The organism is Bosea sp. 685, from assembly GCF_031884435.1.
GTDB lineage: Bacteria > Pseudomonadota > Alphaproteobacteria > Rhizobiales > Beijerinckiaceae > Allobosea.
This window is the reverse complement of the sequence record NZ_CP134779.1, coordinates 3,557,467-3,580,312: the sequence shown is the minus strand read 5'-3', so window position 1 is coordinate 3,580,312 and position 22,846 is coordinate 3,557,467. Positions and strand designations below refer to the sequence as shown.

Annotated in this window: 14 protein-coding genes; 3 read left to right on the top strand and 11 right to left on the bottom strand. The window is 67.5% G+C overall.

All coding sequences use genetic code 11. From position 1 onward, the window contains the following. Positions 1-38: 38 nt before the first annotated feature. The 7 genes from RMR04_RS18050 to RMR04_RS18020 form a co-directional block, all read right to left on the bottom strand. Positions 39-3,182, bottom strand: coding sequence for a serine/threonine protein kinase (locus tag RMR04_RS18050; protein ID WP_311909713.1), 3,144 nt, complete (start codon positions 3,180-3,182; stop codon positions 39-41). A 120-nt stretch (positions 3,183-3,302) separates the two neighbouring features. Continuing rightward, positions 3,303-4,166 (bottom strand): PP2C family protein-serine/threonine phosphatase, encoded by an 864-nt coding sequence (locus RMR04_RS18045; RefSeq protein WP_311909712.1) that lies wholly within the window; start codon positions 4,164-4,166, stop codon positions 3,303-3,305. Further along, positions 4,166-4,912, bottom strand: a complete 747-nt coding sequence (tagF, locus tag RMR04_RS18040; RefSeq protein WP_311909711.1) for a type VI secretion system-associated protein TagF — start codon at positions 4,910-4,912, stop codon at positions 4,166-4,168. Before tagF ends, RMR04_RS18045 begins: the two co-directional genes overlap by 1 nt. Before the next feature lie 6 nt (positions 4,913-4,918). Beyond that, positions 4,919-8,545 carry a type VI secretion system membrane subunit TssM gene (tssM, locus tag RMR04_RS18035; protein WP_311909710.1) on the bottom strand — a complete coding sequence of 1,209 codons (3,627 nt, stop codon included), beginning with the start codon at positions 8,543-8,545 and terminating at the stop codon, positions 4,919-4,921. 18 nt (positions 8,546-8,563) lie between these two features. Further along, entirely contained in the window at positions 8,564-10,147 is a 1,584-nt protein-coding gene (tssL, locus tag RMR04_RS18030; protein WP_311909709.1) for a type VI secretion system protein TssL, long form, read from the bottom strand. After that, a complete protein-coding gene (gene tssK / locus RMR04_RS18025) occupies positions 10,144-11,481 on the bottom strand; it encodes a type VI secretion system baseplate subunit TssK (protein WP_311909708.1) in 1,338 nt (445 codons plus the stop codon). Before tssK ends, tssL begins: the two co-directional genes overlap by 4 nt. A gap of 182 nt (positions 11,482-11,663) precedes the next feature. Further along, positions 11,664-12,008 carry a hypothetical protein gene (locus tag RMR04_RS18020; protein ID WP_311909707.1) on the bottom strand — a complete coding sequence of 115 codons (345 nt, stop codon included), beginning with the start codon at positions 12,006-12,008 and terminating at the stop codon, positions 11,664-11,666. Positions 12,009-12,607: 599 nt separating this feature from the next. On the opposite strand from RMR04_RS18020, the gene RMR04_RS18015 reads away from it, so the two are divergent. Then, positions 12,608-14,008, top strand: coding sequence for a M23 family metallopeptidase (locus RMR04_RS18015; protein ID WP_311909706.1), 1,401 nt, complete (start codon positions 12,608-12,610; stop codon positions 14,006-14,008). Positions 14,009-14,268: 260 nt separating this feature from the next. Here RMR04_RS18015 and RMR04_RS18010 read toward each other — a convergent pair whose 3' ends face one another. Further along, entirely contained in the window at positions 14,269-14,748 is a 480-nt protein-coding gene (locus RMR04_RS18010; RefSeq protein WP_311909705.1) for a hypothetical protein, read from the bottom strand. A gap of 179 nt (positions 14,749-14,927) precedes the next feature. Between RMR04_RS18010 and RMR04_RS18005 the strand changes: the two genes are divergently transcribed. Beyond that, positions 14,928-16,328: an amidase gene (locus tag RMR04_RS18005; protein WP_311909704.1), complete on the top strand. Its 1,401-nt coding sequence runs from the start codon at positions 14,928-14,930 to the stop codon at positions 16,326-16,328. On the opposite strand, the gene RMR04_RS18000 is transcribed toward RMR04_RS18005, so the two are convergent. Then, entirely contained in the window at positions 16,310-17,803 is a 1,494-nt protein-coding gene (locus tag RMR04_RS18000) for a carboxypeptidase M32 (protein WP_311909703.1), read from the bottom strand. The genes RMR04_RS18005 and RMR04_RS18000 overlap by 19 nt on opposite strands. 50 nt (positions 17,804-17,853) lie before the next feature. Here RMR04_RS18000 and RMR04_RS17995 point away from each other — a divergent pair, with 50 nt between their 5' ends. Beyond that, positions 17,854-18,168 carry a hypothetical protein gene (locus RMR04_RS17995; protein ID WP_311909702.1) on the top strand — a complete coding sequence of 105 codons (315 nt, stop codon included), beginning with the start codon at positions 17,854-17,856 and terminating at the stop codon, positions 18,166-18,168. A 10-nt stretch (positions 18,169-18,178) separates the two neighbouring features. Here RMR04_RS17995 and RMR04_RS17990 read toward each other — a convergent pair whose 3' ends face one another. Both RMR04_RS17990 and RMR04_RS17985 read right to left on the bottom strand, forming a co-directional pair. Next, a complete protein-coding gene (locus RMR04_RS17990; RefSeq protein WP_311909701.1) occupies positions 18,179-19,270 on the bottom strand; it encodes an NADH:flavin oxidoreductase/NADH oxidase in 1,092 nt (363 codons plus the stop codon). A 193-nt stretch (positions 19,271-19,463) separates the two neighbouring features. Beyond that, on the bottom strand, positions 19,464-22,736 hold the full coding sequence (locus RMR04_RS17985; protein ID WP_311909700.1) for a hybrid sensor histidine kinase/response regulator: 3,273 nt from the start codon (positions 22,734-22,736) through the stop codon (positions 19,464-19,466). Positions 22,737-22,846 lie beyond the last annotated feature (110 nt).

Sequence of the window (22,846 nt, the reverse complement as noted above, 5' to 3'; positions counted from 1 at the left end):
CTTCGCTCGAAAACGCTCCAGAATCCCGATCCGAGACCTTAGAATCCTAATCCGAGACCTGGCGTGACGCGCCTGGGTGCGGCTGCCGCTGGCGCCGCTGCGGCGGCCGGCGCGGCCCGAGCCGGCTTGCTTTCGGCGGCGCGCTCGCGCTGGGGCTGCTGGGCGCGCTGCACCGGCTCAGTGCGCTGCGGGCGACGCACGAGGGCAGGGGCCTGCTTGCCCGGCGCAGGCGCGACATTCGTCGGGGGACAGGTCGGGGCAGGCCGCTCGCGCAGATCGAGCAGTTGCTCGGGCGTGATCGCGGCCGGTTCGGGGGCCGCGCCGATGCGCTGGCGGTAGATGCGCAGCGCTTCGCGCGTCGCGACATTGAGATTGCCGCTGATCCGGCCGGCATAGCAGCCGATCCGGGTCAATTCCTCCTGCGTTTCGCGCGTCAGCGCTGCAGGGTCGGTCGGCACTGGGCGCGGCGGACGCGGATCGGCCAATGGCTTGGGCGTGAGCAGGGTTGGGTCTGCCAAGGCGACCTGCATGCCCTGGTCCTGGGCGGCGGCGTTGCGCTGCTCGACCTCTTCGATGGATTGGCGCGGCGCGGTCACTCCGGCCCGGCGCATGGCCTCGGCCTCCTCGGTCAGCCAGCGCGCCTGCGCCTGTTCAAGCGCGATGCGCTGGCGCTCGGTGATCTGCGCATCCTCCGCGGTCGCCCGTGTTTCCGCGGTGGCGCTGTCGATCTTGCGCTTCGCCTCCTCGTCCGCGCGCAAGGCGGCGACACGGTTGGCCTCCTCATCGGCGGCTGCTTTGGCGCTCTGTTCCTCGGCAACGCGGCGAGCCTCCGCGGCCTGAAGCTCGGCCTGTTTGCGCGCCTCCTCCGCGGCTTTGGCCTCCGCGAGTTTGCGCGCCTCTTCAGCCGTCTTGGCCTCCGCGGCAAGGCGCTTGTCCTCGATCGCCTTCGCCTGGGCCTGCTTGCGCGTCTCTTCTGCGGCCTTCGCCTCGGCGCTCTTGCGGGCCTCCTCGGCCGCCTTGGCTTCAGCCGCCTGCCGGCGCTCCTCGGCGAGCTTGGCGGCCTGGGCCTGCTTGCGCGCGTCTTCCTCGGCCTTGGCCTCGGCGAGCTTGCGGGCATTCTCCGCCGCTTTCGCTTCCGCGGCGAGGCGGCGTTCCTCGGCAGCCTTGGCGAGAGCCTGCTTGCGGGTCTCCTCCTCGGCCTTGGCCTCAGCGAGCTTGCGCGCCTCTTCCGCCGCTTTCGCCTCAGCCGCCAGGCGCTTGTCCTCGGCAGCCTTGGCGAGAGCCTGCTTGCGGGTCTCCTCCTCGGCCTTGGCCTCAGCGAGCTTGCGCGCCTCTTCCGCCACTTTCGCCTCTGCCGCCAGGCGCTTGTCCTCAGCCGCCTTGGCGAGGGCTTGCTTGCGGGCCTCCTCCGCGGCCTTGGCTTCGGTGAGCTTGCGGGCGTCCTCGGCCGCTTTTGCTTCCGCTGCGATCCGGCGTTCCTCGGCAACCTTGGCGTCGGCCGCGCGGCGCGCGTCCTCGGCGGCCTTGGCTTCCGCGACTTTCGCCTCGGCTGCGAGCCTGCGATCCTCGGCGACCTTCGCTTCGGTCAGGCGGCGCACGTCGTCGGCGGTCTTGGCCTCGGCGAGCTTGCGGGCATCCTCAGTCGCTCTCACTTCGGCGGCGATCCGGCGCTCCTCCGCAGCTTTGGCTTCGGCCAGCTTGCGGGCCTCCTCGGCGGCTTTCGCTTCCGCGACGCGGCGCTCTTCTGCGGCCTTCGCTTCCGCTGCGCGCCGTGCGTCCTCGGCAGCCTTCGCCTCTGCGAGCTTGCGCGCATCCTCTGCGGCCTTGGCCTCGGCGAGCTTGCGGGCATCGTCAGCGGCTTTCGCCTCCGCGACGCGGCGCTCTTCGGCAGCTTTGGCCTCCGTGACCCGGCGCGCCTCCTCGGCCGCCCTGGCTTCCGCCAGTTTGCGAGCATCGTCGGCAGCCTTGGCCTCGGCCAGGCGACGCGTCTCTTCGAGCTCGCGCTCGCGCGCCAGCTTCTCGCTCGCAGCCTTCTCCTGCAGGGCGCGCTCCTGCGCCGCGCGCTGCTCCTGCTCGGCGCGCTCCTGGACCTGCCGGGCGCGCGCATCCTCGCTGGCGCGGCGCGCGGCCTGGGCGGCAAGCGCCTCCTCATCGGCCAGGCGTGCCGGGCCGGTACTGGCGACCTGGGCCGGGTTGCTGCCGCCCTTCAGCAGGTCGGTGCCGAAATAAAGCCCGCCGCCGAGCAGCGCGACGGCACTGAGGCCGGCCGCGATCGCCATGCCCGTCTTACTACTGCTGCCGCCAGCCGTTTTCGTTTTGGCCTGCTTGCCGACAGCAGGTTGCCAGGCCGCGACCTCCGCCATCGTCGCCGGGCGGTTCTCCGGCAGGGGCTGCAGCATCTTTTCGAGCAGCGGCCGGAAGCGCGGATCGATCTTCGACAGGTCGGGCACGACACGGCGTTTGTCGATGACCTCGACCTGCGAGCCGTTCATGTCGATGGGGCGGCCCTGAAGGCACTCCGCCAGGACCAGCCCGAAGCTGTAGATGTCCGATTTCGGGGTGACGTCGCCGCCGAACAGGCCAAGCTGCTCCGGCGAGACATAGTTGTACTTGCCGGCGAAGCCGCTGCCGATGATCGTCTGCTCGCCGGCCCGCGTCGAGCGCGCGATGCCGAAATCGAGGATCTTGGCCAAGGCCACGTCAGCCCCGGGCAGGATGACGTTGTCGGGGGCGACGTCGCGATGGATGATACCGAGCTTGTGGGCCGAATGCAGCCCCGAGGCGATCCGCTGCTGCAGGATGCAGGTGTCCTCGAAGGACAGTGGCCCGCGGACGAGATGGTCCTTCAGCGAGGTGCCGTCGACAAACTCCATCGCGAGATAGGCGCGGCCGAGCTGCGGATCGATCGAGAACAGGTAATAACGCACGATGGCCTCGTGCTGCAGGTTGTGCAGCGAGGAGGCTTCCTTACGAAACAGCGCGAGCGCGCTCTCGTTCTCGGCGAGATCGGAGCGGATCATCTTGATCGCGACCGCATCGCCGGTCTGGATGGCGTAGCCCTTGTAGATCTCGCCCATGCCGCCGGCGGCGATGGGATGGTCGATCCGATAGATCCCGTTCAGCGTCGTCCCGACGGCGACGCGGGCGCGCGGAATGATGACGGTGGCGCCGTTGTCGCTCATGGCGCCAAGCCTTCGCCGGAGCCGGAGCCTTCGCCGGAGCCGGTGGCCGACAGGGCACGGACAAGGCGACGGCAAAGCCGCCGCATCTCCGTCATCCCTGTTTCATGCCACCGCATCGCTTCAAGCCTCGCGCCCGTCGGCGTCGCTTCTGGCCGGCGAGGGGGAGACTGGCGCTTCCGCGTCCTTAGGCTCGCAGGCCACGACGATCACCGTGACGTTGTCGCTCGCGCCGCGCGCAAGAGTGAGCTCGACCAGATGGTCGCAGGCCGCTTGCGGCGCACGCCCGGCCACGCCGGCCAGGATTTCGGTATCCGAGACATGGCCGGTCAGGCCATCGCTGCATAGCACGAAAACGTCCCCGTCTTCCACCACGCCCTGAATCAGGTCGAGATCGGGAAGGTCGCTCACGCCGATGGCGCGCGTGATGATGTTGCGCCCCGGCCAGCGCTTGGCTTCCTCCGGGGTCAACTGTCCCTGGTCGACGAGGTCCTGCACCTCGGTATGGTCGCGCGAGACCTGCGACAGCCGGCCTTGCCGGATGCGGTAGGTCCGGCTGTCGCCGGCCCAGCAGCAGGCGAAGAAGCGCTCATAGATCAAGAGGGCGACGACGGTGGTGCCGAAGGTCGTGAGGCCTCGTTCCTCGCCGGCCTTGCGCAGGCCGATATTGGCCTGCAGCACCCGGTCCTGGAACCGCGCGAGAAGGTCCGCCGGCGAAGCCGCCTGGCCGATCGTGCGCAGCGTCTCGACGACGGTGGAGGAGGCGAGCTTGCCGGCCTCGTAGCCGCCCATGCCGTCGGCGACGCACCAGAGGCCGGCGTCAGTGTGAACGATGTAGCTGTCCTCGTTCTCGCTGCGCACCTTGCCGACATCGGTGGCCGCTCCGGTCTCGAAGCGGAAGCTGGCCTGCTGGTCGAGCGCACCGGCAAGCATGGCGAGCGGATCGTTGCTCGCGCGCATGGACGGGGGCGGAAGGGTGCTGTCCATCAAGGCTCGACTCCGATCCTGGCCGGTTGTGCGCTCTCGCCGCTCTTATCAGCGCCGCCGCTCTCGGGACCGGCGGTCGGACCCGTCAGCAGCAACGTGAAATGCTGCGCTTCCGGCAGCCGCTCGGCACGGAGCGCAAGCGCGGGAAAGCTATCGCCACCGATGCTCCACCACCAGGAGCCGGCCGCCTGGCGGGCGGCCTTGTCCGAGCGTTCGAGCCGCGCCAGCAAGGCTGGAATCTCGGTCGTGGCGTCGTCGCTCACACCAAGCAGCCCGCGATTGGAGGCGACGACTGCTGGCTGCGTGTCGCGCGCGACGCTCTCGGGCAAGGGCAGGCTTTCGAGCGCAGCCAGTGTCGCCTCATAGACGGCGTCGGGCTCCAGCGTATCGAGCAGGAAGGCCTCCGCGCTCTCGAACCATGAGGCCTGCGCGTTCTCGGTCGGCGCGGCGAAGGCCTGGCCTTCGGGCGCCATCGCCAGGACGGCGAGCGGGAAATAGCGGCCGACGCCGTCGAGCGAAGGCATGAAGGCGCCGAGCACCTCGCAGCCGAGATGCGAGGAGCCGAGCCAGAAGCGCCAGATCGGCGCGCTGAGATAGACCTCCTTCCAGCCTGGCCCGAGCGCCTGGATGCTGGCCGCCATGCCGCCCTGCAGCCAGATCTCCCAGAAGCGCAGGAGTTCGCGCGGCATGTTCACCGCGATGAAATCGCGCTTGGCCGGTAGCTTGCCGAAAAGGGCGCAATGCATCCTGCCTCAGCCTCCCGGACATCTGAATTCCCGCAGGGCCGGCAATGTCAGCGGGTTCTTCAGGGACGATACGTTGATCTGGTAGGAAATCGACTGGCCGCCGACGGAGTAGCTGGCGACCAGGGCCTCGCCGCGCTTCGACACCGAGCCGAGATCGAGGAAGCGGAAGAAGGCCCAGGGGCCGCGCTTCTCCGGTCCGAAGACGGGCGGGCTGCTGGTCACGCCGCCAAACAGCCCCGTGCTCGTGGTCTGGCTCGAGATCACCGTGCGGTCGAGCCCGGCGGGCCCCGGCCAGACCACCGGCGTCGGCCCGCCGCCCGCCTGCGCCACGACTGCGACGCCGCTGATGTCGAGCTTGATCGTCGGCGCGGAGCCGGAACTCGCCGCCGGCTGCGGCGTGATCGCCATGGTGAAGGAGGGCATGTTGCCGCCGGTGCCGAAGAACGCGTCCTTGATGTCGGCGGCGCGCTGGAACTCCTTGAGCGCGGCGGGCGGCAGCGAGCGCGCCACGCTGATGTTCTGCTTGAAGGCCCATTCGGGCTTGGACGTATCGACCAGCGGCGCGAGATTGGTGGTGTAGAACTTGTCCATGATGCCGCCCGTGCCGAACAACCGGCCGAAATCGGCCAGTGGCACGTCGCGGTCGCTGCCGCGTGCGAAGGGGTAGCGGTTGGTCACGATCAGGTTGCAGGTCGCGGTGACCTGCGAGCGCAGATCCTGCAGGAGCTGCGAGACAGAACTGCCGGTCAATTCATTCTCGAAGCTCGTGGCGGCGGTCTGGATCAGGTTGGAGAAGGGCTGCGGGATCAGGTTGGCGCTGTTGCGCAAAGTCTGGATCTGCCCCGGCAAGGTGGCGTTGACCTGCGGCGCCAGCGCCGGGTTGGTCGCGAGCAGGCGCAGATTCTGGTTCACCTCGGAGAAGGCGAGCAGCACCTGGTCGATCGGCCGGCGGCCCTGCTCGCCCTCGAATAATTGGTGGAACGGTTTGAAGGCCGCCTCGATGGTCGCGCCCGGGGCCTGTTCTCCACTGGCGGTGTTGGGCTTCTCCATCGCCTTGAGCGCGATATCCATCCGCGAGAGCGTCGTCGAGGAATTGCCCGTGCTGACGCCGAGCCGCTGCGCCAGGTTCTGCGCCTGCTGGGCCTGGCTCAAGGAGCCGGCTGCCGATTGCGTCGCGGTCTGCCCGGCCGGTGGTGCAGGGCGCTCGCGGGTGAGCTTGGTCTCGTCGCGGATCGATTCCAACACCTGCTTCAGCGGCGAGGTGACGGCCGACGCCGCGCTCAGCGCCGGATATTGCGGCTTGTTGGCGAGCAGCGGCCGGAAGCGCAGTGCTGCCATCGTGCCCTGCCAGGAGGCAATGAAATCCTTGGCGTAGAGCTCCAGCAAGGCGCGCGGCAGCGCCTCGTACTGATCAGAGACGGCGGTCTGGTCGCCGGCCGTGCCCAGCACCCAGCGCTCCTCTTCGATCTGCTTGGCGACGTCGCGCAGGCGGCCGATGAAGCCCTCATGGAAGCCGGCATAGGTATAGAAGAACGGCACGCGGACATTCTCGAGCTCGCCGCCGCGGGGCCCTTCGAAGACGAGCTTGGCGTCGGCGCCGCCCTTGGCGGCGGCCGTCCAATCGGGCTTGCCCGGCGAGGCGCGCGCCTGGACGCGCAGCAATTGATAGGCGCGCTCGGCCAGGCTCAACCGCGCCAGCGTCTTCTGCGCCTCCTCGATCAAGGGTTCGTTGAGCGTCAGCGTACCGGCGCCGCCGGAATCGGGCAGGCGCAGCATCGCGGTGAGGTGCTGGCTGAGTTCCTCGCGCAGGCGCACATTGGCGGCGCCCTGATAGAGATTGTCGACCCAGTCGCGCCGCATCCAGAGCAGGATCAGATCCTCGTCCATCTTCTGGCGGCCGCCGAGGATGAGATAGACCTTGAGCGCCTCATAGATGAAATCGGGCCGCGATCGGTTGGCCTCGATCAGCTCTTCCATGCGGAAGATCAGGCGTGAGCGCAGCAGGCGCTCCAGCCCGGTCTTGTAGACCGCTTCCGAGGACGAGCCGAGCCGGTCCCACTGGCTCAGGCCGAAAGTCGCCCGCATGGGCGGCGAGACGCCCTCCTGCGCATAGCCGGCGGGCAGGGCGCGCAATGCGTCGAGCAGCGGCACGATCTTCTCCAGATCGCGATCGGCGACGGTCGGCTCCTGGATGATCGGGGCTGCGGTCGCCACGAAGGTCTTGGTCTGGTCGTTGGTCTCGGCGATCAGGTCGACATTGCGGGTGTAGCTCGTCCACCACGCGGCCGCCCCGCCTAGCGTCACCAGAGCCAGCACGCTGTAGGCGGCCGCCTTCAAGGCGAAGGCGCGGCGCACTGCCCTGCGGTCGGTCGAGACCCAGGCGGATTCGCCGATCACCACCTTGGTGATCAGATCGGTGAGGAAGAAGCTCTTGCCCGAGCCCGACATCGCAGCGGCGGCAACCTGGTTCGCGCCGAAATTGCGCGCCATCGCGCCGATCAACTGGTCGATCGGCGTGCCCTGCTGCGTGCCAGAGGTGAAATAGAAGCCGCGCAGGGTCGCGCGCGAATGATAGCGCGTCGGCTCGAAGATGCGGTTGAGGAACTCGATGATCGGGTTCTTCACCGCCGCCATCTGGGTCGGGAAGCCGAAGATCTGCACGCGCGCGCTGGGCGTGGGCTCTTCCTGGAGCCGGTCGGGCAATTCGGAATTGAGACGCTCCACCAGCGCGTCGAACTCGTCGGGCACCTCGCTGATCATGTTCAGCGTCTTGTCGTCGGTCTGGAAGGTATGGCCCCAGACCACGCGCCGCGAGGCCTCGTTCAGATGCTGGAAATACTCCATGAACCCGGAAACGAGGTCCATCTTGGTGAACAGCGCATAGACCGGGAAATCGACCTTGAGATTGTCGTGCAACTCGGTCAATCGCGCCCGGATCGCATCGGAATGGGCGTTGAGTTCGGCCGGCGATGCGGTCAGCACATCCTCGATGCTGATCGCCAGCATGACGCCGTTGATTGGCTGGTTCGGCCGGTTCTTCTTGAGCAGGTCGAGGAAGGCGAGCCAGCTCTTGCGGTCGGCCGAGGCGTCGGAATCCTGCGTGGTGTAACGGCCGGCCGTGTCGATCAGCACGGCGTCGTCGGTGAACCACCAATCGCAATAGCGCGTGCCGCCGACGCCCGCGACGGCGGACGGCGCGCCGCCCTTGGCGAGTGGGAACTTCAGCCCCGAATTGACCAGGGCCGTGGTCTTGCCGGAGCCCGGCGGGCCGATCAGCACATACCAGGGCAGCTCGTAGAGATAAGTCGCGCTCGAGCCCGCGGATTTCTTCAGCGTCAACAGCGCGTCCGCCATGCGCTCGCCGAGCACGTCGCCATCGCCTTCGTCGACGGCGGCATCGGCCAGGCCCTGCTCCAGCGCCGCCGCCTCGCGCCTGCGCCGGATGATGCCCCAGACCAGCAGGCCGAGCACGATGAGCGAGACCACCGCGATGATGGCGAAGCGCACCCATTCGGAATCGAAGGGATAGATCCCGGCGATCGAGATCAACGGGCTGGCGAACCAGACCAGCGCGCCGAAGGCGGCAAGCCCGATCAGGCTGATGACGATGCGGAACCAGATTGCCAGGGTCACGAGCGCCTCCGCCTCAGGTCAGCGTTCATGAGGGATCTGGACGTCGACGCGCCGGTTGCGCGCGCGACCTTCGATCGTATCGTTCGAGGCGATGGGCGCGGTGTCGCCCTTGCCGTCGGCGACGATACGCTTCTTGTCGCTGAGATCCTCGGTGAGGAGGGCCCCGACGGCCTTGGCGCGTTCGACCGACAATTCGTAGTTATTGGCGAAGCGCACGGTCTTGATCGGCGTGTTGTCGGAGTGGCCGGTGACCTTGATCTGGCCGGGCTCCTTCTCCAGCGTCTGCGCGATGCGCTTGGCGAGCGGGCGGAAGGCGTCGATCACCGTCGCCTTGCCGGGCTCGAAGGAGGCGAAGCTGTTGACGCGCACGATGATGCCGGTCGAGACCGAATCCACCGCCAGCTTCTGCTCGCCGATCTCGGTCGCCAGCGCCGCGCGGATGCGTTCGAGCTGCGTCGTCTTGATCGGCGGCGGAGGCGTGGGCTTCACCGGCTGGACGACGCGCCGCTCGATCGAGACGTCGGTCGTCGGGAAGATGCGGCCGACATCGTCGATCACCGCGTCGCTGCCGGAGCTCAAAAGCGAACGCAGGGTCAGGTACATGGCGAGTAGCAGGACGCCCGCAAGCGAGGCCATCGCCCAGAACGGGATGCGCACGGTCGTGCCGCGCGCCGCCATGTCCTGGCCCTGCCAGCGCGGCGAGAGCTCCTGATTGACGCGCTGCTTCACGCGCCGCAGCGTCTCGTAGAGATTGCGCTGGATCGTCTGCAAGGTCGCCGGGCCGCCGGCCGAGGTCCGGTGCACGCCCTGGAAGCCCAGCGCCAGGCAGGCATGCTGCAGCTCCAGCACATTGTAGTTCAGGATCGGGTCCTGCTTGGCCCGGTCGAGTTCCTCGAAGAAGCGGATGCCGCCGGTGCGCTCGCCGAAGAAGCGGCTCAGCATGCTGTACTGCGTCCAGAGCTGGCGATCCTGCGCCGGGATGTTCTGGACGATGTCGTCGGCGGTGGCGCAGAGCGTGTACTTCGCTTGCTTGGCCTGCTCCTGGCCGATGCCGGCGCCGGTGACGTCGGCCTCGAAGCGCTGGATCGCGCCGGCGACCTGGTCCATCAGCTGGCTGAACGAGGCATAGGCCAGGGCCACGCGCAGGCGCCCGAGGATCGAGAGGATCGGCGCGGCCGCGCTCATGATCGGATTTTCATTGGGCGCCACCGGCATCTCGCGCGGCGCGACCTGAGGCACGGAGCCTGATGTTTGCGGCTGCGGCGCGGGTTGGGGCGGGGGAGCGTAGCTCTGCACCGGCGGCGGCTGGTAGGGCGGTGGGGCCGGCTGCTGATAGTTTTGGCCCGGCGCGTCGGCCCAGGCGTCCTGCGCGGCGGCGTTGGGATCTGTCTGTGGGTAGCTCGGCGGCGGCTGGTAGCCTGAGGCCGGATGGTAGGAGGCGGGCGGGGGCGGGTAGGCCGACGGCGTGAACGGGCCCGGCTGCTCGGGCTGCGGGATGGGCGGGCTCGGCGCGACCGGGCGCCTGCCACCGGGATTGGGCCGCACCACCGTGCGCTCATTGGGGTTGTAGGCAGGTTCGAACGGGTCTTTGGGCTCGGTCATCGCCTGTCTCCGAGGATCGCCCAGAGATCGAGCTGCAGTTCCGGCCAGTCGCCCGAGAAATGCAGGCCGATCGCGTTTGCCGTGCTGAATTCAGGCCAGAGTGGAGAGTTCTTGTCCAGCAGGAAGTAGACATGGTCCGCGACCGCGCGGATCTGCGGCGGCGGGGTCGGAATGTGATTGAGGCCGACGCCCGGCAGATGGGCGTTGACGATGTCGTTCATCTTCGTGTTCGGGCCGATCTTGAAGAGCTGCGGGAATTGCAGCTGGATCTCGATCAGGGGGCGGCGCGCCGCGACCTCCAGCACGAAATTGGCGTTGCGGAACAGGCTGCGGTCGCGGATCGTCGAGACGAAGGCGTTGGGCGCGCGCTCGATCAGCTCGAGCCGGATAGCGCGGCGGCCGAGCCTGGCGCTGAGGAAATCCTGCAGGTCGCGCAGGATCGGCTCGAAGACGAGTTCGAGATTGTCGTGGTCGTAGCGCGGATAGGTTCGCGTCCGGCGCTCCGGCGTGGCGAAGGTCGCGAGTTCGCCGACCATCCGCACGAACTCCTCATAGAGCCGCTCCGGATGGATATAGCGCGAATGCCGGAAATGCTGCAGCACCGGCAGGTGCCGGTTGAGCAGCTGCAGCACGAAGAAATCGGCGCTCTGCAGCCCGCCGCCGGCGGTGGGGTCCGCCGCATAGCGCGCCAGCTCCTCCAGCTTGGCCTCGATCCAGCCGATGGCGCGGTCGATCCAGCCATCGATCGCGGGATAGGCCGAGGTGATCAGCACGGGCGGGATGAACTTGTCGTCGAAGACGATGGTCTTGTCGCGCACCTCGACGATGCGGGCGATCGGCATGCCGACATAGCCGGGCTTGGCCGTCTTGCGCAGATCGAAGCCGAGCCGGGGATAGGCAACGTCGATCTCCTCCTCGACGCGCATGGCGGCAGTCGAGTCGATCAGCGTCTCGCTGGCGCTGACATAGCGACTGGCGGTAGCGCTCGTCGGCTCGTCGATCTCGCGCGTATTGGCCGCCGCGACCGGCATGGTCAGCCAGAGCATCTGCTTGGCGGCGCCGTCCGGCACATCGATGGGAGCGGGCAGGGGGCTGTGGGCGGGAATGTCGAAGGGCGTGCCGTCAGGCAGGATGCCCGACGCGCGGCGCAGGCCGAAGCGGCTCTGCTGGGCGAGGTCGCGGTCGATCTCGAGTGTCGAAAAGCCCCAGGGGTAGGGCGTGATGAAGCGCGTGCGCGCATCGACGAGGTTTTCGAGATAGCGATCCGCCTGCTGCAGATGATGCGGCCGCAGAAAAAGTCCTTCTCCCCAGACGACCTTACTGTTCCAAGACATCGCCGAGCCTTCGAGCCATCGTCGTGATTCCAGATCAAGGCGTGAGCGGCGCATCCCGCTTCGTCACGCAGCCGGCAAACGTTGTGTCAGCCACGCTCACGCATCGTAACGTGGCGCAATGGGGCGGAACAAGCACGAAAGCACCGTGTGCCTAATCTTGACCACGGCCGATTTCGGCGCGCTCATGCGGCCGGTGCCGTGGGGGGCGGCAGCGGTGCGGTGATCTTGACGCGCCAGGTGCCGGCCTCGTCGGCGAAAGCGGCATAGGTCAGGCGCTCCCAGCTGCGCTTTTCGCGGGCGAAGAAGGCCGCGAGCTTGGCGACGCGCACGCGGATCGCCTCTGTCACGGGAATTTCCGCCCCGGCGACGTCCGGATTGACGATGGTGACGATCTGCCCGTCGCCATCGAGCTTGCGCGGCTCGACCGAGAGCAGGAAAGCGTCCCACTCGTCAGGCACGATCTCGAACAACTCGTCGAGGATCTCGCGGTCGAGGGTCGATTGTTCGGGAGGCAGGGTCGAGGTCATGGCAGCGCTCCTTGCGGCGGAAGACGGTGAGAGGCCAAGTCCATCCAGAGGTTCAAGTCCATCCAGAGGTTCAAGTCCATCCAGAGGTTCATGTCCTTTAGGGCTCTGAAGTCATTCGTGTATCTGGCGCGCTCCTCGGCGTTGTCGGGCTGTCCTTAATCCCAGGGTCGGAGCGCCGGATCATGCCGCTCCCGGACGCCTCGCATGCTGGGGAATCACGGTGATGTCGCAAGCTGATGACAAGGATCGACCCAGAGCAGGATGCGAAAAACTGGGCACCGATTTTTCGCATCCTGCTCTAGAGAAAGATTGCCGGATCGGAGTGTTTCAACGGGACGCGTGTCATGTCAATTACGTAATCGATTGACAATTCGCGCCTCGAATCGACAATCGTCGATATCCTGGCGAGGCTATTGCGGCAGATTGCCTTTGCGTTGCGTAAAGTCAAAGATCCCCCCGTTTAAGGAAATGGGCTCCACGTCCCCTTCGGCAGGTGGCGGGGCTGCCGGCCTGAAACGTCGTTGTGGCGTTGACTTTCGCCCGGCTCGGCAGAGAATCGCGCGCGCCGTTTTCCAGGACATGCTTGGAGGAGCCCGGCCTTGAGTTCCGCCCCGTCCAAACCGCAGACAGCGGCCGAGCGCGTTGCTGCCCGGATGAAGGCGGCAAAGGCCGCGGAGGCACGGGCTGCCGTCGAGGCGAAGGCTGCTGCCGCCGAGGCGAAGGCCCAGGCCCAGCTGCGCAAGGCCGAACCCGCGACCGAGGGCCAAGGCAAATCAGACAAGGACGGCAAATCGGACAAGCGCGACAAGGCGGCCAAGCTCTCGCGGCCGGGCCGTCCGCGCTGGACCATGACGGTTGGCCCAGCGACGATCGCGCTTGTCCTCGTCGCCTTCGCCCTGCTGGCCGGCTGGGGTGCAATCGCGACCAGCGCCCTGATCTTCGGCGACAAGCTCTCGGCTCGCCTCGTCGAGCAGCAGAGCGATATGCAATTCGCCTATGAGCAGAAGCTCGTGGTCTTCCGCACTCAGCTCGACCGGTTCGCCCGGCAGACTCGATTGGAGCGTGACGGCGTCGAGGGGCGCATCGCCGATCTGATGCTGCGCCAGGCGGCGCTGGAAGCGCGCCAGGCGATGCTGACCGCGCTCGCCGACCAGACCCGGGTCCCCGACGGCGCGAGCCCGGTGAAGTTCGGTGAGGCCGGCGGGGCACCGATCAAGGCGGCCTCGGTGCAGCGCGCCGCGCCGCCATCGACCTTCACCATCCTCGATCCGAGCTATCCCGCACCCGAGCGCGTGACCTATCTCGAACATGCGATCGACCGTTTCGAGAAGGTGCAGCTGGGTTCGCTCAACGGCCTGACGCAGCGCTCGCAATCGACCCTGCTGCAATTGCGTTCGGCCTTTTCCGAGGTCGGGCTCGATGCCGAGAAATTCGTGCCCACAGCGGCGCTTGTGCGCGGCCAGGTCGCCGATCTTCTGCCGGAGACCAAGGATTTCGGCGGCGGCCCCTTCGAGAGCAATGTCGCGCAGATCAGGCGCACGCTTTCGGTGCTGGGCCGGCTCAGGACGGCGGCGAACGCCGTGCCGTTCTTCCGGCCGATCCCGGGCAGCGCCGGATTGATGACGAGTTCCTATGGCACGCGCTCCGATCCGTTCACCGGCGAGGCGCGTTTCCATGCCGGCACGGATTTCCGTTCGCCGATCGGCGTTCCCGTCCATGCCGGAGGATCAGGCGTCGTGCAGACGGCCGGGATCGGCGGTGGCTACGGCAATCTCGTCATCATCGACCATGGCAACGGCATCACCACGCGCTATGGCCATTTGTCGGCGATCAACGTCACCGTGGGCCAGCCCGTCTCGCTCGGCACTGTCGTCGGGCTGGTCGGCAGCACCGGGCGCTCGACGGGCCCGCATCTGCATTACGAGACGCGCATCAATGGCGAGCCCAACGATCCCACCCATTTCATCCGGGTGGGCGAACGGATCTACGCGACGCAATAGCCGCGGTATTGCTTTGCAAGAAAAACGCGGAGTCATCCCGGACGCAGCGAAGCGGAGATCCGGGATCCATTCCTGAGCCTAACCGAGCAGCGCTCCGGCATGGATCCCGGATCAGCGCGGCTTCGCCGCTTGTCCGGGATGACACCGCGTTTTTGCGTGTAGGCAGGTAGACTCCTCAGCGCGGGGCTCTCCGCGTGCCGCCGTAAAGCTTCAGCCCCGGATATGATCCGGGGCTGCGATGTTTCGTGCAGTGACTGAACTCAGCTCTTGAGCTTGGTGTTGCACTGGCTCCAGTAGCCGCCACCCTTCTCGATCCATTTCAGCTCGCCATTGGCGTTGGCCGTCTTGTTGGCGTTGTACTGGTCGACGCAGGTCTTGAGCCGGGCCTTGCCGGGCGATTCCTCGGAGTATTTCGGCGCGACGACCTTGGGGAAGACCGCAGCCTTGGCGCGGGCGGGCGCTGCCGCCGGCTTCTGCCCGGGCGCCGTCGCGGCGGGCGTAGCCGCTGGCGCCGGTGCGGGGTCAGTGACGGCCGCTGCGGCATCGTTGTCGGAGGCGTCGTCGTCGCCGCATTGGGCCTTGCGGAAATCGTTCCACTTCTGGCCCTTCAGCGTATTGGCTTTCTTGGCATCCTGATACTTCGTGCTGCACTCCTTCATCGTCAGCGCCGAGGCCGGCGTGGCGAAGATCGATGCGACAGCGATGGCGGAAGCGGATGCGACGATCAAAGTCCTCAGCATTGCGTTCTCCCTGACATTGCCCTTAGCGGGTACTTGATTAAAATCCTAATTGCTCTTCGTTTCAAGCCCGTTGTCGGATGAGCAGCCATGGCTTAGCGGTTGGAATATCGGCGTTTCCCAGCCGGGGCATCATGCGGGCATGATGCAAGCGGACATGATATTTACGGAGCGCGCTTCCAATGAGCGACCAGCCACTCTGGGCCCTGAGCGCCGGGCAACTCGCGCAGGCTTTCGCGGCGGGGAGCGCCACGCCGGTCCAGGCGTTGGAAGCGGTCCTGGCGCGCCATGACGCCGTCAATCCGCGTCTTAACGCCGTCGTCACGCTCGACCGGGCGGGCGCGCAGGCGGCGGCGCGGGCCAGCGCCGGCCGCTGGGCCCGTGGCGAAGCGTTCGGGCCGCTCGACGGCGTCCCGCTGACGATCAAGGACAACATCCTGACCGCTGGCCTGCGCAGCACCTGGGGCAGCGCCTGCTACGCTGATTTCGTGCCCGAGCGCGACGAGACGCCGGTCGCCCGTCTGCGGGCGGCAGGCGCCGTCATCCTCGGCAAGACCAATGTGCCGGAATTCACCGTGCAGGGCGTCACCGACAACGCGCTCTTCGGCCCGACGCGCAACCCGTGGAACCCGGGCCTGACGCCGGGCGGGTCGAGCGGCGGGGCGGTTGCCGCCGTGGCCTCGGGCATCGGGCCGCTGGCGCTGTGCACCGATGGCGGCGGCTCGATCCGCCGGCCGGCGGCGCATGCGGGGCTGGTCGGCCTCAAGCCCTCGCGCGGGCTGGTGCCGCGCCAACATGGCTTTCCCGCGATCCTCGACAGTTTCGAGGTGGTGGGGCCGGTCGGGCGCTGCGTTGGCGATGTCCGCGCGATGCTGCGCATCATCGCCGGTGCAGGGGAGGTGGCTACGCCGCCGGTTGCGCAGCGGATCGCCTTCATCCCTCGCTTTGGCGAGGCACCGGTCGACCCGGCAATAGCCGCGAGCGTCGCGGAGGCCGCCGAGCGCTTCGCCGGGCTCGGCCATGCCGTCGAGCGCCTGGACGATTTCACCCTGGCCGAGCCGGTCAATGCGATCTGGTCGATCGTCAGCGAAACCGGCGTGGCCTGGCTCCTCGACGCGCATCTCAAGCTCGGGCGGGACGCGCCGGTGCAACCCGGGATCGCGGCCATGGCCGAGCGCGGCCGTGGTCATTCAGCCAGCGACTATCTCGGCATGCTGCGCACGATCGAGGCGGCCGGCGAGGCGTTCGACGCGCTCTTCTCCCGCTTCGACCTGCTGCTACTGCCGGCGACGGCGGCGCAACCCTGGCCGGTCGAGCGGACGCATCCCGATGTGATCGACGGTCAATCGGTCGGCCCGCGCGGGCACGCGGTCTTCACCGCCTTCGCCAATGCGCTGGGTCTGCCGGGGCTGACCTTGCCGGCGAGGCCGGACCGGGACGGCATGCCGATCGGCTTGCAGTTGATCGGGCCGCAAGGGAGCGATGATCGCCTGTTGGCGCTGGGGGCGGCCTATGAGCAGGCGTTCGGCGGCTTTCCGATGCCGGTGGTCTCCGGATGCGAAGGCTACCCTTCGCTGCCATAGCGCCGGCGCAGATGCGCCTTGAAAACGCTGGCGTCGAGCGGGCGGCCGGTGGCGCGGGTCAGCAACTCGTCGGTCTCGTAGAGGCTGGCCTGGCTATGGATGTGGCTGCGCAGCCAGCCGACCAGAGGCGAGAAGTCGCCGCGCCCGATCGAAGGCAGGATCTCGGGCTCGGCCTTGCAGGCGGCCTCGAAAATCTGCGCTGCCGTCATTGCGCCCAGCGTATAGGTCGGGAAATAGCCCCAGCCGCCGCTGGGCCAATGCACGTCCTGCAGGCAGCCGCGCCGGTCGTCGGGCGGCGTCACACCGAGCAGCGCCTTCATGCCGGCGTTCCAGGCCGAAGGCAGTTCCGAGAGCGGCATCTCGTCGGCAATCAGCGCCTTCTCCAGCCGGTAGCGCAGGATGACATGGGCCGGATAGGTCACCTCGTCGGCATCGACGCGGATGAAGCCGGCCTCGACCTTGGTGTAGCGCGCCAGCAAGGCCTCCTGCTCCCAGGCCGGGCCTGAGCCGTCAAAAGCCGCGCGCATCAAGGGCGCGGCGAAGCGGATGAATTCGGCGGAGCGGCAGGCCTGCATCTCGACCAGGAGCGACTGGCTCTCATGCAGGCTCATGCCGCGTGCCTGGCCAACCGGTTGGTTCATATAGGCCTGTGGCCGGCCCTGTTCGTAGAGCGCATGGCCGGTCTCGTGCAGCACGCCCATCAAGGCCTTGGCGAAATCGCTCTCGTCATAGCGCGTGGTGATGCGGACGTCGTTGTCGGCCCCGCCGCAGAACGGGTGCGTCGAGACGTCGAGCCGGCCGCGCTCGAAATCATAGCCCAAAGCCGCCATCATCTTGAGGCCGAGCGCCCGCTGCTTCTCGATCGCGAACGGACCCTGCGGCTCCGGTGTCTTGGGCCGGCGCGCCTGGAGCGCCAGAACCTCCTGGGTGAAACCGGGCAGGAAGCTGGCGAGATCGTCGAACAGGGCGTCGATTGTCTCGGAACGCCCACCGGGCTCGTAGTCGTTCAAAAGCGCGTCATAGGGGGAAAGGCCGAGCTTTTCGCCCTTCGCCTGGGCGATCTGGCGCTGCAGGTTCAAGACCTCGCTCAGGAACGGCAGGAGCCCGGCGAAATCGGAGTCCGCGCGCGCCTGCCGCCAGCGCATCTCGCAGACCGAGATCGCCTTGCTCGATGCCTCCACCAGATCGGCCGGCAGCGCGGTCTGGACCGTCCAGAGCCGCCTGATCTCGCGCAGGTTGGCGCGCTCCCAGGGCCCGAGCCCGTCATCGGCCTCGGCCGCGCCCAGCCAGTCGCCGATGCGCGGCTCGACCGCCATGCCATGGCGCAGCACGTCGAGCAGCGCCATGCTCTCGGCCCGCGTCGCGGCGGCGCCGGTCGGCATCATCGCGGCATTGTCCCAGCTCAGGATGCCGATGGCGTTGGACAAGGCGGCGATGCGGCCGAAATGATTGGCAAGCTGCGAATAGGCGGTCATGGATTGGTCCTCAAGATCGACATTGTCGGCGATGGCGGCGAGACAGGGTGTTGATCGTCGCGCCGCGCGGTAGGGAGGGCATCGTGATCGGTTTCAGGGGGTTGGCATGGGCGTTGGCTCTCTGTCTCACAGCCTGTCAGGGCACGATTCCGACCTATGGCTATCAGCCGCTCGCCGGATCGCCCTCGATCTCGTCGCGCGAGGCCGACTCGACTTGTCTCGCGCGCGCCGAGGCCGCCAAAAGCGCTGCTGCCCAGAACATCTGGGCGCAGGGCGGCGAGCCCGCCTATCACCAAACCTATGGCGCATGCATGAGCGCGTTCGGCTGGAAACGTATCGTGGTCAGCTCCTACCGTTACGGATGAAGCCAATTCATCAGCCGAACAGGCTTTTGTACTGGCGTGGCTGCGAGCGCAGATATTGCGAGGGCGGCTTCACGGTTGCGCCGAGCTGGGCGGCTGCGTGCCAGGGCCAGCGTGGGTCGTAGAGCATGCCGCGCGCCAGCGCGACGAAGTCGGCGTCGCCCGTGCCGATGATCGCCTCGGCCTGGTCGGCTTCCGTAATCAGCCCGACCGCGATGGTCGGCAGGCCGGTCGCCTGCTTCACGGCACGCGCCATCGGCACCTGGTAGCTCGGGCCGAGCGGGATTTTTTGCGCGGCCGAGAGGCCGCCGCCAGAGACGTCGATGAAGCTGCAGCCGCGCGCCTGCAAGACTGCGGCGAAGGCGAGCGTCTGCTCGATATCCCAGCCGCCCTCGACCCAATCCGTGCCGGAGACGCGGATGCCGACGGGAAGGGACGACGGCACGGCCGCCTTGACCGCCTCGAACACCGCGAGTGGGAAGCGCATGCGGTTCTCCAGCGAGCCGCCATAGGCGTCCTCGCGCCGGTTGGAGAGCGGCGAGAGGAACTGGTGCAGCAGATAGCCATGGGCCCCGTGGAGCTCGATGGCATCGAGGCCGAGCCTGGCCGAGCGCTTGGCGGCAAGCGCAAAACTCTCGACGAGCCGGGCGATCTCATCGGCCGTCAGGGCGTGCGGAGCCCTGGCGTGGCCCTCAAAAGCCACGGTCGAGGGGCCGACTGTCTGCCAGCCGCCCTGGTCGAGGCCGAGCTGGCCGCCGCCGGCCCAGGGCTGCGCCACCGAGGCCTTGCGGCCGGCATGGCCGAGCTGGATGCCGATCGGCATGTCGGAATGCGCGCGCACGGCGGCGAGCGCCTTGGCCAGCGCGGCCTCGGTCTCGTCAGACCAGAGGCCGAGATCGAACGGGCTGATCCGTCCTTCCGGCTCGACCGCCGTCGCTTCGAGAAAGAGCAGCCCGGCGCCCGACAAGGCGAGATGACCGAGATGGATGATGTGCCAGTCGGTCGCGCGGCCGTCCTCGGCCGAATACTGGCACATCGGGGCAATGACGATGCGGTTGGCGAGGGTGAGTTCGCCGAGCGTGTGGGGGCTGAAGAGCTGGCTCATCGTGGTCGGGTCGCCTTGAATGGGGCAGGGTTTGGAATGGCAGGGTTTGGAATGGAGCAGCGTTCGTCTGCGCCTGGGTCCAAGTTTAGGTCTCGCCCAAGTCTAGCCGCAGCGCAGCATGCCTGGCCATGCGCAAGCCTGCACGCGCCGGGCGCTGCAAACGCAAGCGAGCGCCCGGCCCGGAAGGCGCTTCTCAATCCAGGATCGAGCCGAGGATCTTCTCCAGCGTGTGCAGCCGATAGGGCTTTCTCAGCAGCGCGGTGCGGGCCGTGCCCTCGAAACCCTCGACCTGATCGCGGCCGGTGGCGAAGATAATAGCAAGCTCTGGCTTCAATGCGCGTAAGCGGTGCGCCAGTTCGCTGCCCGAAATATCGGGCAGGCCGATATCCGTCAGCAGGATGTCGATGTCGCGCCCCGTCGCGATCTCGAGCGCCTTCAACCCGTTCTCCGCCTCGATGGCGACATGGCCGAGATCCTGGACCATATCGGCGGTGTCCATGCGGATGATGGCGTCGTCCTCGCAGACGAGCACGGTCAGGTTGCTCCGGCGCGCCGGTTCGGGCGCTGGGGCGGCGGCGCCCTGCAAAGCTGCCTTCTGCGCCGCGCTTTTCGGCTGGGGCCGGACGGTCTCATAGGACGGCGTCTTGCCGTCCTGCACCAGGACCTGGCGGATCTTCCGCGCCAGCGCCTCGCGTCCATAGGGTTTTGAGAGCAGGCTGACGCCCTCGTCGAGCCGTCCGCCATGGACGATCGAGTTCTCGGTATAGCCGGAGGTGAACAGCACGCTGAGCTGGGGCAACCGCTCCTTGGCCTTGCGCGCCAGCTCCGGGCTCTTCAGCGGGCCGGGCATGACGACATCGGTGAAGAGCAGGTCGATCGCGACCCCGCTCTCGATGACCGCGAGCGCGCTCTGGGCGTCGGGCGCCTTCAGCACGCGATAGCCGAGCTCGCCTAGAAGCGCGATCACGGTCTCGCGCACCGCCTCGTCATCCTCGACAACGAGAATGGTCTCGCTGCCGCCGGTGACCGGGCCGGCCTCCTTCTCGACCAGCATGTCCTCGGCCTGGAGCGAGCGCGGAAGATAGAGCTTGATCGTCGTGCCCTGGCCGGGTTCGCTATAGACCTTCACATGGCCACCCGACTGCTTGACGAAGCCATAGACCATGGACAGACCGAGTCCGGTGCCCTTGCCCTGCGGCTTGGTCGAGAAGAACGGCTCGAAGATCTGGTCCATCACCTCGCGGCTCATGCCCGAGCCGGTGTCGGTGACCGAGATCTGGACATATTGCCCCGCACTGACGTCGCGATGGGCGTCGCTATAGGCGTCGTCGAGGAAGGCGTTGCCGGCCTCGATCGTCAAACGGCCCTGGCCGTCCATGGCGTCGCGCGAATTGATCGCGAGGTTGAGGAGAGCGTTCTCGACATTGGTTGGGTCGACCAACGTGTGCCACAGCCCGCCGGCGATGATGCTCTCGATCTCGATCGCGTCGCCCAGCGTGCGCCGCAGCAGGTCGTCCATGTCGCGGATCAAGCGGCCGACATTGACAACCTTGGGCTCCAGCGGCTGGCGACGGCCGAAGGCGAGCAGTTGGGCTGCGAGCTTCGAGCCGCGCGCGACGCCGGCCATGGCGTTGTCGACGCGTTTTTCGGCCTTTTCGTCGCCTTCGATTTCCCGCGACAGCAATTGCAGATTGCCGCTGATGACCTGCAGCAGATTGTTGAAGTCATGCGCGATGCCGCCGGTTAGATTGCCGATGGCTTCCATCTTCTGGCTGTGGCGCAGCGCCTCCTCGGCCTTGGCGAGTTCGGCCGTGCGGGCGGCGACGCGCTCCTCCAGCGTGTCGGCGAGGTCAGCGAGCGCGGCTTCCGCCGTCTTCTGGGCGTCTATGTCGGTATTGGTGCCGACCCAGCGCGTGATCGCACCGCGCTCGTCATGGGCGGGTACGGCGCGGGCGATATGCCAGCGGAATATGCCGTCCTGGCGGCGCAACCTGAACTCGGTCTCGTAGGGAACGCCGTCGCGCCGCGCATTCTCCCATGCGGCTGCGGCGCTCGCCACATCCTCGGGATGGACCACCGCCATCCAGGCCTCGCCGTCGAGCGTGCCTGGGGCCGCTCCGGTGAAGCGGTAGACCTGCTCGTTGAACCAGTCTAGCTGGCCGTCGGGCCTGGCGGTCCAGACATGGTTCGGCATGGATTGCGAAAGCGTGCGGAAGCGCGCCTCGCTTTCCCTGAGTGCGGCTTCCGCCTTCTTGCGCCCGGTGATGTCGAGGAACAGCACCGAGAAGCGGTCCGGCCCGATGCGCCTTGCCCGCGCCTCGAACCAGCGCTGCTTCATCGCGGGAACATTGATCTCGTAGCGGGCCGGCTTGCCGGTCTCGAGCACGATGGCATAGGTGGTGATCAGCTCCGGCGGCAGGTTCGGAATGATCTCGCTGACATTGCGGCCGATCGCATCGGCCATCCTGACATCGGTGCGCGCCTCGAAGGCGGGATTCATCTCGACGAAGCGGAAATCGACCATTGTCCCGGCGGTGTCGCGCACCGCCTCGGCGATGAAGAACCCCTCCTGCATCTGTTCGAACAGATTGCGCCAGCGCGTCTCGCTGGCGCGCAGCGCGTCTTCGGCCGCCTTGCGCGGCGTGATGTCGAAGCAGACGCCGACGAAACGGCGCTGCCCGCTCTCGGGCGTCGAGACCGCCTCGCCCTGTCGCGCGATCCAGCGGGTCTCGCCGGTGGCGGGGTCGAAGCGGCGATATTCCGCATAGGCGAGGGGATTGGCCTCGGTCAGGCGCTTCGGCCCCGACAAAGCGCGATCATCGGGGTGCAGCAGGCTGACGAGTAGGTCGTCGGTGACCTGGAGGTCCGGCGGCAGGCCCCAGATCCGACGATATTCGTCGGAAACGTCGAGCAGGCCGCTTTCGGGATACCATTCGAAGACGCCGACGCCGCCGGCCTCCTGCGCGATCTTGAGCCGCTGCTCGGTGCGGACCCGCTCGGTGATCTCGATGACCAGGGCGAAGACGCCGGCCGGGCGGCCGTCCTCGCCGAGGATCGGCATGTAGTCGAGGTCGAGCCAGCAATCCTCCGGCACGCCGTGGCGGTTCAAAGTGAGGCGCTGTTCGCGTAGCGAGAGCGTGCCGCCGGCGAGCACGGTGTCGAGCACGCGGGCGTTGAGCTCGGCCGCTTCCGGCCAGCCCTCGAGCACATTGGCGCCGAGCAGGGCAGGGTGGCGCTTGCCGGCGAAGGCGGCATAGCTGTCATTGTAGATCAGCGTGCCGTCGCGCCCCCACAGCATCACGACCGGTAGCGGCGAGCTGAGCGCCAGCGCCGTCGTGGTGCGCAGGCTCTGCGGCCAGGTTTCGATCGGCCCCAAAGGCGTCCGCGACCAGTCGAATTGCGCGATGAGCGCGCCGATCTCGCCGCCATTCTTCAGGAAACCGTATGGGTCGTGCGGGGCCAGCATGAGGCGCTCTGGTGGAGTTCTACGAGGCCTCTGACATGTGGCCGGGATCGCAGAATACGGCAAGCGCAAAGGCGTGATCAGCCACGCGCCGCCCGTCCGGACGCCGAAGA